13 protein-coding genes are annotated in these 17,043 nt (G+C 72.4%); 3 read left to right on the top strand and 10 right to left on the bottom strand.

Annotated elements, in window-relative coordinates; all coding sequences use genetic code 11:
- The coding region (locus AB0K37_RS31860; RefSeq protein WP_363987300.1) for an MFS transporter at window positions 1-446 on the bottom strand (446 nt) is incomplete at its 3' end.
- A 97-nt stretch (window positions 447-543) separates the two neighbouring features.
- On the opposite strand from AB0K37_RS31860, the gene AB0K37_RS31855 reads away from it, so the two are divergent.
- Both AB0K37_RS31855 and AB0K37_RS31850 read left to right on the top strand, forming a co-directional pair.
- On the top strand, window positions 544-1,422 hold the full coding sequence (locus tag AB0K37_RS31855) for a LysR family transcriptional regulator (protein WP_363987298.1): 879 nt from the start codon (window positions 544-546) through the stop codon (window positions 1,420-1,422).
- Between the two features lie 90 nt (window positions 1,423-1,512).
- Window positions 1,513-3,147, top strand: coding sequence for a ubiquinol-cytochrome c reductase cytochrome b subunit (locus AB0K37_RS31850; protein ID WP_363987296.1), 1,635 nt, complete (start codon window positions 1,513-1,515; stop codon window positions 3,145-3,147).
- A gap of 13 nt (window positions 3,148-3,160) precedes the next feature.
- Here AB0K37_RS31850 and ctaD read toward each other — a convergent pair whose 3' ends face one another.
- On the bottom strand, window positions 3,161-4,849 hold the full coding sequence (gene ctaD, locus AB0K37_RS31845; protein ID WP_363987294.1) for a cytochrome c oxidase subunit I: 1,689 nt from the start codon (window positions 4,847-4,849) through the stop codon (window positions 3,161-3,163).
- 169 nt (window positions 4,850-5,018) lie between these two features.
- Window positions 5,019-5,777, bottom strand: coding sequence for a GntR family transcriptional regulator (locus AB0K37_RS31840; protein ID WP_363987292.1), 759 nt, complete (start codon window positions 5,775-5,777; stop codon window positions 5,019-5,021).
- Between the two features lie 109 nt (window positions 5,778-5,886).
- On the opposite strand from AB0K37_RS31840, the gene AB0K37_RS31835 reads away from it, so the two are divergent.
- A complete protein-coding gene (locus AB0K37_RS31835) occupies window positions 5,887-7,077 on the top strand; it encodes a pyridoxal phosphate-dependent aminotransferase (protein WP_363987290.1) in 1,191 nt (396 codons plus the stop codon).
- 73 nt (window positions 7,078-7,150) lie between these two features.
- On the opposite strand, the gene AB0K37_RS31830 is transcribed toward AB0K37_RS31835, so the two are convergent.
- The 7 genes from AB0K37_RS31830 to AB0K37_RS31800 all read right to left on the bottom strand — a co-directional run bounded on the left by AB0K37_RS31830 (window position 7,151) and on the right by AB0K37_RS31800 (window position 16,647).
- Window positions 7,151-8,653, bottom strand: coding sequence for a CoA-acylating methylmalonate-semialdehyde dehydrogenase (locus AB0K37_RS31830; RefSeq protein WP_363987288.1), 1,503 nt, complete (start codon window positions 8,651-8,653; stop codon window positions 7,151-7,153).
- A gap of 89 nt (window positions 8,654-8,742) precedes the next feature.
- The gene (locus tag AB0K37_RS31825; protein WP_363987286.1) at window positions 8,743-9,537 is read right to left on the bottom strand and encodes an SDR family NAD(P)-dependent oxidoreductase; all 795 of its coding nucleotides are present in this window, start codon (window positions 9,535-9,537) and stop codon (window positions 8,743-8,745) included.
- Window positions 9,534-10,718, bottom strand: a complete 1,185-nt coding sequence (locus tag AB0K37_RS31820; protein ID WP_363987284.1) for a glycine C-acetyltransferase — start codon at window positions 10,716-10,718, stop codon at window positions 9,534-9,536. Before AB0K37_RS31820 ends, AB0K37_RS31825 begins: the two co-directional genes overlap by 4 nt.
- A 220-nt stretch (window positions 10,719-10,938) precedes the next feature.
- Entirely contained in the window at window positions 10,939-11,490 is a 552-nt protein-coding gene (locus AB0K37_RS31815; RefSeq protein WP_363987282.1) for an isochorismatase family cysteine hydrolase, read from the bottom strand.
- A complete protein-coding gene (locus AB0K37_RS31810; RefSeq protein WP_363987280.1) occupies window positions 11,487-12,815 on the bottom strand; it encodes an MFS transporter in 1,329 nt (442 codons plus the stop codon). Before AB0K37_RS31810 ends, AB0K37_RS31815 begins: the two co-directional genes overlap by 4 nt.
- Window positions 12,816-12,823: 8 nt before the next feature.
- Window positions 12,824-14,572: a hydantoinase B/oxoprolinase family protein gene (locus AB0K37_RS31805; protein WP_363987278.1), complete on the bottom strand. Its 1,749-nt coding sequence runs from the start codon at window positions 14,570-14,572 to the stop codon at window positions 12,824-12,826.
- Complete coding sequence (locus tag AB0K37_RS31800; protein ID WP_363987276.1) at window positions 14,569-16,647, bottom strand: hydantoinase/oxoprolinase family protein; 2,079 nt, start codon at window positions 16,645-16,647, stop codon at window positions 14,569-14,571. The genes AB0K37_RS31805 and AB0K37_RS31800 overlap by 4 nt, the downstream gene beginning before the upstream one ends.
- Window positions 16,648-17,043: the final 396 nt, after the last annotated feature.

The raw sequence follows: 17,043 nt of genomic DNA, 5'->3' as shown, positions 1-17,043 counted from the left end.
CAGGTCGCCACGGCGCGGGCGCGCTCGGCGGGCGCGGGGTACAGGCGGACGATCATCGCCATGGACGCGGGCACGCAGGCCGCGGCGGCGGCGCCGAGGACCGCGCGCAGCGCGACGAGCGTCCACAGGTCCGGCGCCGCGGCGCACAGCAGCGACCCCGCGCCGAAGGCCGCGACGCCCGCGCGGAAGACGCGGTGCGCGCCGTACCGGTCGGCGACGGCGCCCGCCGACAGCAGCAGCGCCCCGAACACGACGGTGTAGCCGGTGACGGCCCATTGCAGGCCCGCGACCGTCCCGTGCAGGGAGTCGGCGAGGTCGGGTTCGGCCACCGACAGGACGGTCGTGTCGAGCAGCACCATGAAGTAGCCGAGCGAGATGCCGAGGAGGGCGAGGCCGCGCCGCCCGGGAGCCGCGTCCGCCGGTGCGGAGGGGAGAACCGAGGTCATGGCACACCAGTCTGGGAATCCGCGCCGGCGGGCTCCACCGGCCCAACCGCACGCCGCGTTCGGAATATCCGAACGGACGGGCCGGGTTGCCACGGGCATGGAACTGCGCCAGCTGCGGACGTTCGAGGCCGTCCTCGCCCACCGGACCGTCACCGACGCGGCCAACGCGCTGGGTCTCGCGCCGTCGTCGGTGTCTGAGCAGATCCGCACGCTGGAGGCGTCGCTGGGCGTCCCGCTGTTCCACCGCGGCCCGAAGGGCATGCGGCCGACCGAGGCGGGCGAGCGGATGCGCGGATGGGCGCGGCGGCTGCTGCGGCAGGCCGAGGAGGCCCGCCGCGAGGTGGCCGGGGAGCAGCCGGTGCTGCGGCTCGGCGCGCTGGAGTCGATCGCCGCCACGCACGTCCCCCGCGTCCTGGCCAGGCTGGCCGAGCGGCGGCCCGGGCTGCGGGTCGAGGTCCGGTCGGACGCCGCCCGCGACCGGCTCCTGGACGCGGTCGCCTCCGGGGATCTGGAGGCCGCGCTGCTGCTGGACGCTGGCGAGGGCGTGGGCGGGCTCGGTTTCCCGCCCCCGCCGGCGCCGCTGGACTTCGTCGACGTGGAGCCGGTGCCGCTCGCCCTCGTCGCCGCGCCGGACCACCGGCTCGCCGCGGCCCCCCGCCTGGCCGCGGGCGACCTGCACGGCGAGAGGCTGCTGGTCAACGTGCCGGCGTGCTCGTTCTGGATGGCCGGCGAGCGGCTCCTCGGCTCCGCGGTCGAGCGGGTCAGGGCCGGCAGCGTCACCGTGATGGCCTCCTGGGCCGAGCAGGGCCTCGGCATCGCGCTGCTCCCCGAGTTCGCCGTCCGCGACCGGCTGGCCGCCGGAACCCTCGCCCGGCTGGCGTTCGACGCCCCGGACCTGGGCCTCCGCCTCGTCTGGCGCGCCGACCGGGAGGCCCTCCCCGGCATGCGGGAGGTGCTCTACGCGGCCGGCGTCTGACCCTGCCCGCGCCGCCGTCGCGCAGCGTTTGCCCTTACCCGCCCCGGGTAGCCGCCCAGAGGACACCACTGCTCGGCAGGGGAGAACGCTATGGCAGGGCAAGACGGCAGCGGCACCGCGAAGGCCGAGCGGGTGCAGAAGCTCTTCTGGGGGGTCAACGACCGGCTCGGGTCCACCGAGTTCCTGGACAAGAACATCCGCAAGGCGTTCCCCAAGCACTGGTCGTTCCTGCTCGGGGAGATCGCTCTCTACTCGTTCGTCGTCCTCGTGCTCACCGGCGTGTACCTGACGCTGTTCTTCCACCCGAGCGGCAGAGAGATCGTTTACGACGGCTCGTACGGCCCCCTCAAGGGCGTCAGGGTGAGCGAGGCGTACGCCTCCACCCTGGACCTGTCGTTCGACGTGCGGGGCGGTCTGCTGATGCGGCAGATCCACCACTGGGCGGCGAACGTCTTCGTCGCGGCGATCTGCGTCCACCTGCTGCGGATCTTCTTCACCGGTGCGTTCCGCAAGCCGCGGGAGATCAACTGGGTGATCGGCACGACGCTGTTCACGCTGGCCGTCGCCGAGGGGTTCGCCGGGTACTCGCTGCCGGACGACCTGCTGTCGGGCACCGGCCTGCGGATCTTCCAGGGCATCCTGCTGTCGGTCCCGCTCGTCGGGACGTACGCGGCCCTGTGGGCCTTCGGCGGGCAGTTCCCCTCCGCCGAGGAGTTCATCCCGCGGCTGTTCACCGTGCACATCCTGCTCATCCCCGGGATCCTGCTGGCCCTCATCGCCGCGCACCTGATGATCCTCTGGCACCAGACCCACACGATCTTCCCGGGCCGGGGGCGGCGGGAGCGGGCGGTGAGCGGGGAGCCGACCTTCCCGCACTTCGCGACGCAGAGCACGGCCTACTTCCTGTTCACCTTCGGCGTCCTGGCCGGGCTGGCGACCCTCTTCCAGATCAACCCGGTCTGGCTGTACGGCCCCTACGATCCGGACCAGGTGTCGTTCGGCTCCCAGCCCGACTGGTACGTCGGGTTCCTCGAAGGCTCGCTGCGCATCATGCCGCGCCTGTCCACGACGGTCGCCGGGCACACGATCTCCTGGAACGTGCTGGTCCCCGCCGTCCTGCTGCCCGGCGCGTTCTTCACGCTCATCGGCCTGTACCCGTTCGTGGAGCGCTGGGCCACGGGGGACGAGCGCCTGCACCACCTGCTGGACCGGCCGCGCAACGCCGCGACCAGGACCGCGATCGGGGCCGCCGTCATCGCCTGGTACGGCGACCTGCTGGCGGCCGGCGGCAACGACTACCTCTCCTCGACCTTCAAGATCCCGCTGTTCTGGACGACCTGGTTCTTCCGCGCCGGCTTCTTCGTCTTCCCGATCGCGGCCTTCGCCGTCACCCGCCGGGTCTGCCTGAGCCTGCAGCGCCGCGACCTGCGGACGCGCGAGGAGGGCGTGGAGAGCGGCCTGGTCTCGCTGACGCCGGACGGGGGGTTCCGGGAGCGGCACGAGCAGCCGTCCGAGGAGGCGGAGGCGCTGATGCGGGCCCGGCGGCCCGCCGATCTGGTCGCGCCCTACCCGCACCACCTGATCCCGCTGCCGACACCGGACCGGGCCCGCACGCAGGTCCGGACCCGTGTCAACCGCTTCTATCTCAACTACCAGGCGGAGTCGCACGGCGGCGGCCAGGGCGACCTGCGGAAGGGCGGCCCGGAGGACGGTCAGGGCGAGTGACTGGCGGCGCCCGTCAGCCGGACGACCCCGGCGGCGGCAGCGCCGGCTCGGCCTCCTGCGGCGGTTCCTTCGGCGGGTAGTGCAGGTCGAACGCGGGGCGCGAGGAGCGGATGCGCGGCATCGAGGTGAAGTTGTGGCGGGGAGGCGGGCACGAGGTCGCCCATTCCAGCGAGGCGCCGGCTCCCCACGGGTCGTCCGTCTCGACGCGTTCGGCGTGCCGCCAGGACCACAGCACGTTCCACAGGAACGCGAACGTCGAGGCGCCCAGGACGAACGAGCCGATCGACGACACGAAGTTCAAGGTCGCGAACTGGTCGGCATAGTCGGCGTAGCGCCGCGGCATGCCTTCGGCGCCCAGCCAGTGCTGGACGAGGAAGGTGGTGTGGAAGCCGGCGAACAGCGACCAGAAGTGGATCTTTCCCCAGGTCTCGTTCAGCTTCCGGCCGGTCATCTTCGGCCACCAGAAGTAGAACCCGCCGAACATCGCGAACACCACGGTCCCGAACAGAACGTAGTGCAGATGGGCGACGACGAAGAAGGAGTCGGTGAGATGGAAGTCCATGGGGGGCGAGGCAAGGATGACCCCCGTAAGGCCGCCGAACAGGAACGTCACCAGGAACCCGAGCGCGAACAGCATGGGGGTCTCGAAGGTCAGATGCCCCTTCCAGAGCGTCCCGACCCAGTTGAAGAACTTCAGGCCGGTCGGCACGGCGATCATGAATGAGGTGATGGAGAAGAACGGCAGCAGCACGCCGCCGGTGGCGAACATGTGGTGCGCCCAGACCGTCATCGACAGCCCGGTGATCGCGATGGTGGCGCCGACCATGCCGAGGTAGCCGAACAGCGGCTTGCGGCTGAACACCGGCAGGATCTCCGTGATGATCCCGAAGAACGGCAGCGCCGCGATGTAGACCTCGGGATGGCCGAAGAACCAGAACAGGTGCTGCCAGAGCAGCGCGCCGCCGTTGGAGGGGTCGTAGATGTGGGCGCCCAGCCTGCGGTCGGCCTCCAGCGCGAACAGCGCCGCGGTCAGCACGGGGAAGGCGATGAGGACCATCAGGCTGGTCAGCAGCACGTTCCAGGTGAAGATCGGCAGCCGGAACATCACCATGCCCGGGGCGCGCATCGCGACGATCGTGGCGATCATGTTCACCGAGGTCAGGATCGTCCCGAGGCCCGACAGGATCAGTCCCATGGCCCATATGTCGCCGCCCTGGTTCGGCGTGTACGTCTGGGTGGACAGGGGCGTGTAGGCGAACCAGCCGAACCCGGGGGCTCCGCCCGGCATGATGAACGAGGCCAGCACCATGAGCGCGCCGAACAGGAACAGGTAGTAGGTGAGCGCGTTCATCCTCGGGAAGGCCACGTCCGGCGCGCCGATCTGCAGCGGGACGAGCACGTTGGCGAACCCGGCGAACAGCGGTGTGGCGAACAGCAGCATCATGATCGTGCCGTGGATGGTGAACAACTCGTTGTAGGTGTGGTTGCTCACCACCTGCTTGCCCGGCTCCAGCAGTTCGGCCCGCATCAGCATGGCCATCAGCCCGGCGGCCAGGAACATCGCGAACGACGTTCCCAGGTAGAGGTAGCCGACCATCTTGTGGTCGGTCGTGGCCAGCACGTGGCCGACCCTCGTTCCCTTGCGGTGCCGCGCGAGCGCGTCGGCGACACTGGTGTCCTGCCGCCCCTGGACGGTCGTCATCCCGGCCCTCCCCTCCCCCCGTCCGGCCCCATCCGGCCACTTGCCGCGCACGCCGGTTTCAAACGCGGGGGGAGATCTGGGCAGGCCCTCGGTTCTGGCGGCTCCCTGGAGGCACTGGCCATCGCCGGACGGGCCGCGGGATCCGGCCCACATGCGGGGGACGAGGGAGCTAGCGCGTCGGCATCTCGATGTGCGCCCTGCTGATGGAGACGCTCTTCGCCAAGACCTGGAGCACGTCGTGCCGCACCCGCTCGCACCGGTTGCGCATGGCCTCGCGGGCGCCCTCCGCGTCCCGCGCGCGCAGCCGCTCCAGGATGGCCTCCAGCTCCCCCGGCGGGCTCGCGATCTCGGGATCGATCAGCGCGGCCATTCGCAGGACCCGCTCCAGCTCGTCGAGGACGTCGACGATCGCCTTGCCGAAACGGTTGTTGCCGCTGGAGTTGGCGATGATGGCCTCGAACTCGATTCCGGCCCGGAGCGACTCCTCGAGCTCCACATCCCCCGCCGCGAGCGCGAAGGGCACCTTGGACAGCGTCTCAAGCCGCTTGAGCGCCGCCTGCCCGACGCCCTGACGGGCGGCGGCGGCCGCGGCCTCGCCGGACAGCAGCGCCCGCAGGCCGCAGAGATCGTCGGTGTCCTGGAGCGTGACCGGGCTGACGACGTAGCCCGCGCGCGGTAGCGCGTCGACGAGCCCGTCACGCCTCAGCCGCGCGAGCGCCTCGCGCACCGGTGTCTTGCTGACCTGCCACTTCTGCGCGAGCGACGTCTCGGTGAAGCTGCTGCCGGGCGGCAGGGTCAGGTCGATGATCTGGCGCCTGATCGCCCGGTACGCCTGGCTGGTGCGGTCGAGGCCGTCTCCCTCCCGGTCGACCAGCAGCAGTGCGGGGATGTGAGCCGCTCCCGGGATCACGGAATGGATGTCGTCCACGCCGTCAGCGTATCACCGGCAGGAAGCTGATACGGCAGCGCCGCAAGGACGTGAACAGTCTGAGATGTCCAATAGACTAGTTGATATCTTAGTGGATAGAGTGCATCCCATGCAGCGATCCACCACGAGCCCCTGGAGCCTTCCCCCCGCGACCGACCTCCCGACGATGGGCGCGATGAGCACGCGCGAGCGCGCGGCGCGGAGCGAACGCGGCGGCGTGCCGGTGATCCCGCTCGCGGGAGCCCCGGTCCTTCCGATGCCGGAGCACGTGCGGCGGGCCGTCGCGCGTGCGATGGACCTGCCCGACCCGCGCGACACCCGCGGCCTCCCCGAACTCCGCGAGGCCATCGCCGCCGAACTCGGGCGCGCGCACGGGCTGCGCGTCGATCCCGAGCGCCGGCTGCTGATCACGCACGGAGCGATGCACGGACTGTCCCTCGTGCTGCGCACGGTGCTCGCCCCCGGCGACGAGGTGATCGTGCCGACCCCCACCTTCTTCTTCGACGGCGCCCTCCACGAGGCGGGGGCGACGCCCGTCCACGTCCCGTCCCGCGAGCGCGACGGATGGGCGATCGACCTCGCGGGGCTGGAGGCCGCCGTCACCTCCCGCAGCCGCGCGCTGCTCCTGTGCAACCCGAACAACCCGACGGGCCACCTCCCGGACGCGGAGACCGTCGCCGCGGTGGTCGACATCGCGGCGCGCCACGGGCTGCTCGTCGTCTCCGACGACTCGTGGCAGCACTTCCCGTACGACGGCCGCCGGTACCGGCCGGTGGAGGCCTTCGCGGAGCGGTGGCCGCACATGATCACCGTCACGAGCCTCAGCAAGGGCTACGCGCTCGGGAGCTGGCGGGTCGGTTACGTCCTGGCGCCGCCGCACATCGTCGACGCGCTGGAGCGCCGTTTCCAGTGGGAGGCCGCGTGGTGCGGGGTCGTTCCGCAGCGGGCCGCGGTCGCCGCGCTCACCGGGCCCCGCGAGTGGCTCGACCGGACGCTCGCCACCTACCAGGCGAAGCGCGACCGCGTCTGCCGCGGCATCGCCGCGAGCGGCCTCGGCGAGCCGGTGCGCCCAGCGGCCGGCGCGTTCCTGCTCGTCGACTGCTCCCCCCTCGGCGACACGCCGGCGGAGATCGACGAGGTGCTCCTGCGGAACGGGATCGCGTCGATCCGCGGTGCCGACATGCACGCGCCCGGCACCCATGTCCGGCTCACGTTCGGCTCGGACGAGCGACTCCTCGACGAGCTGGTGGAGGGTCTCGCGAAGGCCGTGCGAGAGACCGCGGGAAGGACGGCCGGATAGACAGAGGTCCTGACCTCCCACGCCAGGCGGGGAGGTCAGGACCTTGGGAAACAGTCGGGGGACGGCCGGTCGGTCAGTCCGCTGTCGGGAAGTGAAGGTCGCCGCGGTCGACGGCGCCGTCGTCCTCGCCGGGCCAGCGAGTGGTGACGGCCTTCGCGCGCGTGTAGAAGGCGACGCCCTCGGGGCCGTGGATGTGATGGGCGCCGAACAGCGACTGCTTCCAGCCGCCGAAGGAGTAGAACGCCATGGGCACCGGAACCGGGACGTTGACGCCGATCATCCCCACCTGCACGCGGCGCTGGAAGAGGCGCGCCGCCCGGCCGCTGGAAGTGAAGATCGCCGTGCCGTTGGCCCAGTCGTTGGCGTTGATGAGGTCGATCGCCTCCTGGAGCGAGCCGGCGCGCACGACGGCGAGCACGGGGCCGAAGATCTCGTCGCGGTAGACGTCCATCTCCGGCGTGACGCGGTCGAACAGCGTGGGGCCGACGAAGAAGCCGTCGCCCCGGACGTCGATCTCCCGGCCGTCGACCACTAGATCGGCGCCCGCTTCGACGCCGGAGGCAATGGAGCCCCTGATCCGGGCGAGCGCGTCCGGCGACACGACCGGGCCCATCTCCGATCCGGCCTCCAGACCGGGCCCGACCTTGATCGCTCGTGCCTTCTCGCGCAGCAGCGCCACGAGCGGCCCGGCGACGTCGCCGACCGCGACGGCGACCGAGATCGCCATGCAGCGCTGGCCCGCCGACCCGTACGCGGCCGCGACCAGATGGTCGGCGGCGCCGTCGAGGTCGGCGTCGGGCAGGACGACGGCATGGTTCTTGGCGCCGCCGAGCGCCTGCACGCGCTTGCCGCTCGCGGTCGCGCGCTCGTGCACGTACCGCGCGATCGGCGTCGAGCCGACGAAGGAGACCGCCGCGACGTCCGGGTGGTCGAGAATCGCGTCGACCGCGGTCCTGTCGCCGTGGACGAGGTTGAAGACCCCGTCGGGCAGGCCGGCCTCCGCGTACAGCTCGGCGACGAGGTTGCACACCGACGGGTCGCGCTCGGAGGGCTTGAGCACGAACGTGTTGCCGGTCGCGATCGCGATCGGGTGCATCCACAGGGGCACCATCGCGGGGAAGTTGAACGGCGTGATCCCGGCGCAGACGCCGAGCGGCTGCCGGAAGGAGAAGAGGTCGACCTCGGTCGAGACCTGGTCGGAGTACTCCCCCTTGAGCAGCTGCGGGATCCCGCAGGCGAAGTCGATCATCTCCATGCCGCGGATCACCTCCGCCCTCGCGTCCTCGAAGACCTTGCCGTGCTCGGAGGAGACGATCCGCGCGAGGTCGTCGGTGTGCCTCTCGACCAGGGCGCGGAAGGCGAACATCAGCCGCGAGCGGCGCATGACGGAGGTGTCGGCCCAGCCCGGCAGGGCTGCGCGCGCCGCCCGCACGGCGGCGTCGACGTCGGCGGCCTCCGCGAGAAGCACATCGGCCTGGTGCTCGCCGGTCGCGGGGTTCCACACCGGGGCGGTCCGGCGCGACACGCCGGCGGTCTCCGCGCCGCCGATGCGGTGATGAACGGTCCTGACTGCCACTGGGCTCACAGGGTGCTCGCTTTCTGGTAGTTCCGGATAGGTCTTCGGGCTGTGTTCGCGTCCTCGCGTCCGCCCCGCTCGCCGCCGTGTCAGGCGAACAGGTCGCCGCCGTTGATGTCGACGGCGGCGCCCGTGATGTACGCCGCCCGGTCGGAGGCCAGGAACGCGACGAGCTCGGCGACTTCCCACGGCTCCCCGGCGCGGGGCACCGGGAAAGATCCGGCGGCGCGTTCGAGCGCTCCCCCGGGCAGCACGGAGCGCGCCATCGGCGTGTCGATGAGGCCGGGGCAGACGGAGTTCACCGTGATCCCGTCGGGTCCGTACGCCTTCGCCAGGTGGCGGGTGAGCCCGAGGACGCCGTGCTTCGCCGTCGTGTAGTGGGCGCCGCCGGCGGTGCTGACGGTCTTGCCGGCCGTGGAGGAGAAGTTGACGATCCGCCCCCAGCGGCGGCCGCGCATCGCGGGAAGCGCCAGCCGGCAGCACAGGAACGTCCCGTGCACGTTGACCGCGAGCACGCGGTTCCACTCGTCCGCGGTGATGTCCTCGAACGCCGTCGGCGGTGCGACGCCCGCGGCGTTGACCAGGATGTCGAGCCGCGACCGCTCCTCCAGCAGCGACGCGAACGCGCGCTGGAGCCGGTCGCCGTCGGTGACGTCCACCGCGGCCGACCGGACGCGGCCCGCCGCCACGCCCAGCAGTGACGCGAGCTCGGTGCCGCCGGGGGCGGCGGGATCGAGCACCAGGACGGTCGCTCCACGGCGCGCCAGGGCGTGGGTGGTCGCGAGGCCCATGCCGCTCGCGCCGCCGGTCACGACCGCGACCCGGCCTTCCAGCTCGCGGTCGTCGGCGGTGGTGGGCGCCCGGAAGCCCTCGGCGGCGGTCATCCGGCGGCCAGGACGGCGCGGGCGCGGCCGAAGGCGCCCGCCGCGCGTTCGAGCTGCTCGGCCGTGTGCGACGCCGAGACCTGGAGCCGGATCCGCTCCTCGCCGGCCGGGACGACCGGATGGGCGAGCGCGAAGGCGAGGACGCCCTCGCGGCGGAGCGCCGCAGCGACGTCACGGGCCGGCGAGCCGCCGCGCAGCATCACGGGGATGATCGGGTGCTCCCCCGGCAGGACCTCGTAGCCGAGGTCGCGCAACGCCGCGCGGAGCCAGGCGGTGTTGGCCGCCAGGCGCTCCCGCAGCTCCGGGCGGCCTCGCGCGATGCGGATCGCCGTCAGTGCCGCGGCGGCCAGCGGTGGAGCCATCGCGTTGGTGAAGATGTAGGGACGTGAGACCTGGCGCAGCGTCTCCACCACCTCGCGGGGACCCGCGGCGAAGCCGCCGGCCGCGCCGCCCAGCGCCTTGCCGAGGGTCCCCGTCAGCACGTCGACGCGGCCGTCCAGCCCGAAGTGCTCGGCGGTGCCCGCGCCGGTCGCGCCCAGCACGCCCGTGGCGTGCGAGTCGTCGACCATGAGCGCCGCGTCGTGGCGCCGCGCCAGGTCGCGGAGCCGGGGCAGCGCGGCGACGTCGCCGTCCATGCTGAAGACGCCGTCGGTGACGATGAGCCGGTGGCGTGCGTCCGCGCACGCGGCGAGGTGGCGTTCGAGGTCGTCGAGGTCGGCGTGCGCGTAGACGAGCCGGCGCGCCTGCGCCAGCCGGATGCCGTCGATCAGGCTGGCGTGGTTGAGCGCGTCGCTCACGACCGCGTCGTCCGGGCCGAGCAGGGCGTTGAAGACGCCGAGGTTCGCGTCGAAGCAGGAGCCGTAGAGGACGGCGTCCTCGGTCCCGACCAGCTCGGCGATGGCCGCCTCCAGCCGGGCGTGGACGGCCCGCGTGCCGCTGAGCACGCGTCCCGCGGCAACCCCGAGCCCCATGTCGCGCAGGGCGCGCCGGGCCGACTCGACCACCTCGGGTTCGCCGGCGAGCCCGAGGTAGTCGTTGGAGGCGAGGTTGACGAGCGTCTCGCCGTCCACCCCGAGCGTCGGCCCCTGGGCGCCCGAGACCACGAGGTCGCGGCGCAGCCCGGTGGCCGCCCGGCGCTCGTCGAGCTCCCTCCGGAGGCGGGTCAGGAACGTCGCGTTCACGCCTCCCCGCCTCCTTCGCGGTCCAGCCGATCACTTGCGGTCAGCTTTAGCATACCAATTCCTAGTTCTGATATCTCAGTCCGGAGCGCAGGCCGGGCCGGCAGAGTGCCGCGGGGGGTTCGCGCCCGCACCCACGGCCGCGTGCTCGGGCACGCGGCCGTGGACGGCGAGGACGCGGACGGCCTCGACCGGGACCCGGACGGCTAGCGGAGGCGGATCATCACGGTTCCGCGCGCCACTCGGCGCAGGACACGACCTCCATCCCCCTGCTGGGGAAGACCGCGTCCATGAAGAAGTCGTGCATCGCGGGATCGCCGTCGGCGCAACCGTCCCTCAGGACGCTCACCTCGTAGCCGCGGTCAGCCGCGTCGTAGCACGTGGCGGCCACCATCGCGCTGGTCGCCACTCCCGCGACCGCGAGCCTGCCGACGCCTCCGGCCCGGAGCACGAGGTCGAGGTCCGTGCCGGCGAACGCGCTGGCACGGCGTTTCAGCACGACGACGTCCGCGGGCTCGACCGGCAGATCGATCTCGGTCCCGGGAGACCCCTCATGGAAGGCGTCCCCGGCCTCGTAGAACGACGTGAGCAGGGCGCTGCCCGGCGGGACGTCGGCCCCGCTGCCCCGGAAGGCGAAGCGCACGAAGACGACGAGCGCCCCGGCCGCGCGGGCGCGCGGGAGCAGTTCGGTGAGCGGCGGCACGACGCGCCGGGCGAACGGGTAGCCGCCCGTGATGCCCCGCTGGACGTCGCCGACGATCAGTGCGGTGGTCACGACCGTCCCCCGTACAGCCTCTCCATCCGCCGCCCCGCCGTGAGCAGGACGCCGATTCCGATGATCATGATAATCGCGATGGTCAGCAGCGCGTAGGTGAAGCTGCCGGTCGCGTCCTCGATGCTCCCGGTGAGGTACGGGCCGGCGAAGCCGCTGAGGTTGCTGACGGAGTTGATGAGGGCGATTCCGGAGGCCGCGGCCGCGCCGGTCAGGCCGATCGCCGGTATTCGCCAGAACTGGGGCATCGCGGTCATCAGCCCCGCGACGCTCAGGCAGACGGCGGGGACGAACAGGACGCCGCTCTTCGCGAAGGTCGCCAGGATCAGTCCCGTCGCGCCGAGGCTCATCGGGACGGCCGTGGCGGTGACCGCCGTCATCCGGCCGGCGAAGCGGGCCCAGACGAGCAGGGTGAGGATGGCCACCGCGTACGGGATCGCGGACAGCAGCACGCCGTCCACGTCGCCGGCGCCGCCGGTCCCGTGCCTGATGGACGAGATCATGGTGGGGAGGAAGAACGCCAGCGGGTAGAGGCCGAACGCCAGAGCGGACCACGCCAGGGCCATCGCCCACACCCGGCCGCTGGTCAGCGCCTGGCCCAGCCCGCTGGGCGCGCCGTGGGCGCGCTGTTCGGCGGCCTCGGCGGCCAGGGTCTCCTCGATGGCGGCCTTCTCCCGGTCGTCGAGCCAGCGCGCGTCCCGCGGGCGGGCCGGCAGGAAGGCGAGGATCAGGAGGCTGACCCCGATCGTCAGGACGCCCTCGACGAGGAACAGGGCCCGCCAGCCCGCGATGCCGAACAGGTCCCGGCCCCACGTGATCAGCGCGGCGGCCAGCGGAGCGCCGATGATCGAGGACACCGGGGTCATCAGGAAGAATCCCGACAGCGCCCAGGAGCGCTGGCGGCGCGGGAACCAGAACGTCAGGTAGAGCAGGATCCCGGCGGCCAGGCCGGCTTCGGCGAACCCGAGCAGGAGCCGCGCCAGGTACAGCGTGACCGCCGAGTTCACGGCCGCGGTGGCGGCCGTGACCGCGCCCCACGTGATCATGATCCGGGCGATCCACCGTCGCGCGCCGAACCGTTTCAGCATCATGTTGCTCGGCACCTCGACGAGGACGTAGCCGACGAAGAACAGTCCGGCGGCGAGACCGATCTGGCCGCTGTCGAGGCCCAGGTCGTGTGACATCGGTTCGGCGATGTAGCCGACGTTGGCACGGTCGATGTAGCTGGCCACGTAGGCCACACCGATCAGCGGAATGATCCGCGTGCCGACCTTGCGCCAGGTACGGGGCGCGATGGTGTCCGGGGTGATTTCGGCGGTCGAAGTCATGCGAGCTCCTACTCCGCGAGCAGGGATGAGGTGTCTGCGGCCCGTGAGCGCGCCTGGTCGCGCGACCGGGCGGTCGCGCGCACGTCGATCGCGTCGCCGGTGATGACGACGCCGTAGTCCCGTTCGGCGCCCTCGCGGGTCACCTTGCCGTCGAGCACGTCTTCGAGGACGCGCTCCGGAGCGCGCTCGAAGGGGCTGCCGTGCCCGCCCCCGCCGGCGGTCACATGCCGGTGGCGGGTGCCCGCGGTCATCGCGAGGTGCGGTTTGGACTCCAGCACCCGTTCGCCGGGCCCGCCGAGGTTCAGCACGTTGAGCGAGGAGGTCCCCTGCTCGCCGCCGGCCAGCCCGTAGGGCAGGAACTTGCGCCGGTCCGACCTGATCTGCACCGTGACCTCGGGCGCCAGGATCGTCATGTCCCGGAACGTGGCCAGGCCGCCGCGCCAGCGGCCCGCTCCCCCGGAGTCCGGCAGGTAGCCGTAGCCGTCGATGCGGATGTGACCGGAGCGTTCCAGCTCCTCGACGGGGGTGTTGGTCAGGTTGGCGCCCAGCGAGCTGATCCCGTCCACGCCGTCGCGGTCCGGGCGGGCGCCCCACGCTCCGGACAGGGGGTCCCACAGCACGGTCGATTCGCCGTCGGCTCCGACGAGGCCGATCGCGATGCCGTCGGGGCCGCCGTCTCCGGCGGCGGGCACGCGGGAGGGGAACACCGGGGCGAGCGCCCCGAGTACCGCGTCGATGATGCGAAAGCCCACGAGGCCGCGCGCGCCCCGCGCGGCGGGCCGCTGCCCGTTGAGGATGGAGGCCTGCGGGATGACGAAGGTGAACGGCCGGTAGAAGCCGCTGTTGGCCGGGATGTCCGAGGCGAGGACGCCCTGGAGGGCGGCGTAGGCCGCCGAGCGGGTGAACGAGTCCGTCGCGTTGAGCGCGGAGTCGACCTGCGGGGAGGAGCCGGTGAAGTCCAGCTCGATCCCGGACTCCGACAGCGTGGCCTTCACCCGGATGGGTATCGGCCCCGAGCCGAGGCCGTCGTCGTCGATGTGGTCGGTGAACTCGTAGGTGCCGGGGACCGCTTCGGCGAGCGCGGCGCGCAGCAGGGTCTCGGAGTAGTCGAGCAGCTCGTCGACGAGCCCTTCGAGCCCTTCGAGGCCGTGCCGCGCCGCGAGGGCCCGCAGGCCCTCCGCCCCGGTGTGGCAGGCCGCCAGCTGGGATTCGAGGTCGCCGCGCAGCAGCTCGGGCTCACGGACGTTGCGCAGGATCAGCCGCAGGAACGTCTCGTTCATGACGCCGGCCTCGACCAGGCGTGAGGGCGGGATCTGCACCCCCTCGGCGAAGATGCTCCTGGACTGCACGGCCATGGAGCCGGCCGCCCAGCCTCCGACGTCCGTGTGGTTGACGACCGTGACCGAGAAGCCGAGGAGCGCTTCCTCCTGGAACACCGGGGCGACCGCGAAGACGTCCGGCAGGTGCATGCCGCCCAGGGACGGGTCGTTGAGCAGGTAGACGTCCCCGGGGCGGATCCCGCCGCCGAACTCGTCGATGATCGCCTCCATCGCGGCCGGGATGGAGCCCAGGTGCACCGGCAGGGTGTTGGCCTGGGCGATCACCCGCCCCCGGGCGTCGCAGAGGGCGGCGGAGAAGTCCATGCTGGACGCGACGAGCTGCGAGTGCGCCGTGCGCAGGATCGTGATCGCCATCTCGTCGGCGATCCCGGTGACGGCGTTGCGGAAGACCTCGAAGGTCACGGCGTCGCGGATCATGTGGTGCTCCAGGTGATGACGATGTTGCCGAACCGGTCGCGGTGGACCCGCGCACCCGGCGGGACGAGGGTGGTCGCGTCCATGTCCTCGATGACCATCGGCCCGTCCACCGGCTCGGTGCCGAGATCGGACCGGCCCACGACGGGCGTGGCCACGGTCTCGCCGAACCGGCATTCGCGGGTGGCGGGCTCGCCGCCCGCCGCGGCGGGGAGGCTCAGCACGTCGGCGATGGACACGGGGGTGGGCAGCCGGCCGCGTACCCGCAGGTTGACCAGTTCCACGAGCTCGTCCGTCCCGGCCCGGCCGTAGGTGCGCTCGTGCTCGGCGTGGAACCGGGCCCGCACCTCGGCGAGCAGGTCGGCGGTGAGGTCGCCGTCGGGCACCCGGACGCGCAGTTCGAACCGCTGGCCCCGGTAGCGGACGTCCAGGAGCCGGTCCACGACGGCCTCCGGCCCGAGTTCCGCGCCCACCTTCGCCGCGAGCCGCTCGAACTCCTCGGCGAGCACGCTCACCTCGGCGAACTCGGGCCGGTACGGGGTGAGTTCGTGGCGCTCGGTGTCGGCGACGAGCAGGCCCAGGCTGCTGAAGAGGCCCGGGTGCACGGGAACGATCACGGTCGAGATGCCGAGCTCGCGGGCCAGCGCGGCGGCGTAGAGGGGGCCGGCGCCGCCGAAGGCGACCATGGTGGCCTCGCGCGGGTCGCGGCCGCGCTCGCTGGTCACCGCCTTGACCGCGGTCGTCATGCTCGACACCGCCACCTGGTACGCGCCGCGCGCGGTGGCCGGCACGTCGCCGCCGAGCCGCTCGGCGACCACCGACAGCGCCTTCGCGGCCAGGTCGGGGTGGATCGCCACCCGTCCGCCGGCGAGGTTCCGCGGGCTGAGGTAGCCGAGGGTCACGTTGGCGTCGGTCAGGGTCGGCAGCTCGCCGCCCTGCCCGTAGCAGGCGGGGCCGGGGCAGGCGCCGGCGCTGGCGGGTCCCACGTGGAGCGCGCCCGCCGCGTCGACGGAGATGATGCTGCCGCCGCCGGAGCCGACCTCGGCGATGTCGATCGACGGCGCCCGCACCGGGTACCCGGCGCCGGAGCTGAGGCCGCGGGCGACGTTCATGCCGCCGCCGACCTCGTAGTCGGCCGAGACGAACGGTTCGCCGTGCTCGATCAGGGACGCCTTCGCCGTGGTACCGCCCATGTCGAACGCGACCACCGTGGACAGGCCGATCAACCGGGCGAGCTTCTGCACCGCGGTGACGCCCGCCGCGGGGCCGGACTCGATGATCTGCACCGGCCGCCGCGCGACGGAGGCCGCGTCGAGCAGTCCCCCGCTGGACTGCATGACCAGCAGCGGGGCGCTCACCCCCTCCGCCCGCAACGCCGCCTCCAAGCGGGTGAGGTACCCGTGCACCGCCGGGCCGACGTAGGCGTTCACCGTCGCGGTGCTCGTGCGCTCGTACTCCTGCGGCTGCGGGGAGACGTCGACCGACGCCGTGACGTAGACGCCGGGAAGCTCGGCCCGGAGCAGCTCGGCGACCCGCCGCTCCTCGTCGGGGCGCGCGTAGGAGTTGAGCAGGCACACGGCCACCGCCCGGATCTCGTCCGCGCGCAGCCGGGCCGCCAGCGCGCGGACCTCGTCGTCGTCGGCCGGCGGTTCGAGACGGCCGTCGCTCGTGATCCGCTGGTCGAGTTCGTACCTGTGCCGGCGCCGGGCCAGGGGCTCGGGCTTGGACCATGACAGGTCGTAGAGCACCGGCCGGCGCAGCCGCCCGATCTCCAGCACGTCGCGGAAACCGCGGGTGGTGACCACCGCGGTGCGGACGCCGTTCTTCTCCAGGATCGCGTTGGTGGCCACGGTCGTGCCGTGCAGCATCGCGATCACGGCCTCCGGCCGGGCCGCCGCCGAGGCGAGCACGGCGGTGGTCGCCGCGACCACGCCGGCGCCGTAGTCGGGCGGGGTGGACGGGACCTTCATCGGGACGACCTCTCCGGCCGGTCCCAGCGCGATGACGTCGGTGAAGGTGCCGCCGATGTCGGCGCCGACCCGCCAGCCGGCCGGTCGAAGATCGTGACTAGGGGGCACTGCGATCTCCTTGCTCGACGAGTAACTGGGATCACAGTACGAGCGCGTTAAGATATCAGCAATGCCTAACTGCCGTTTTTTTTGAGCACGGGGATATGGTTACGCTGAGTAAGGGTCAATGACGGCGTGCTGGAGAGGACCGGGCCGCCGATCCGCCGCCGCAGGAAGTGCGGCTGATCGGCCGGCTCGGGATCGTGCGAGGGATGAAGGCGCGAACTTCGGGAAAGCGCCGAAGCACGGCACGATCGAAGGAGCCCCCCGTGCGAGACGAGAAGCTCACCCCCCGGGCCCGCGAGCCCGCCGAACCTCCGCGACCGCGGGAGGCCGACGGGCAGACCGGTGTCGCGGCCGCGCGCGACGAGGCCGCCCGCGCCCTCGATCGGCTCGACGCCGCGC

Origin of the sequence: Actinomadura sp. NPDC049753 (genome assembly GCF_040674655.1) — a bacterium.
GTDB lineage: Bacteria > Actinomycetota > Actinomycetes > Streptosporangiales > Streptosporangiaceae > Spirillospora > Spirillospora verrucosospora.
Note: the sequence above shows the minus strand (reverse complement) of the source record. Positions and strands in the feature narration are given on the sequence as shown.

What these genes read in the sequence shown, in the direction of transcription:
- AB0K37_RS31855 (WP_363987298.1), top strand. Translation starts at nt 544, where the DNA reads ATGGAACTGCGCCAGCTGCGGACGTTCGAGGCCGTCCTCGCCCACCGG.
- AB0K37_RS31835 (WP_363987290.1), top strand. Translation starts at nt 5,887, where the DNA reads ATGCAGCGATCCACCACGAGCCCCTGGAGCCTTCCCCCCGCGACCGAC.
- ctaD (WP_363987294.1), bottom strand. Translation starts at nt 4,849, where the DNA reads ATGACGACCGTCCAGGGGCGGCAGGACACCAGTGTCGCCGACGCGCTC.
- AB0K37_RS31810 (WP_363987280.1), bottom strand. Translation starts at nt 12,815, where the DNA reads ATGACTTCGACCGCCGAAATCACCCCGGACACCATCGCGCCCCGTACC.
- AB0K37_RS31805 (WP_363987278.1), bottom strand. Translation starts at nt 14,572, where the DNA reads ATGATCCGCGACGCCGTGACCTTCGAGGTCTTCCGCAACGCCGTCACC.
- AB0K37_RS31850 (WP_363987296.1), top strand. Translation starts at nt 1,513, where the DNA reads ATGGCAGGGCAAGACGGCAGCGGCACCGCGAAGGCCGAGCGGGTGCAG.
- AB0K37_RS31825 (WP_363987286.1), bottom strand. Translation starts at nt 9,537, where the DNA reads ATGACCGCCGCCGAGGGCTTCCGGGCGCCCACCACCGCCGACGACCGC.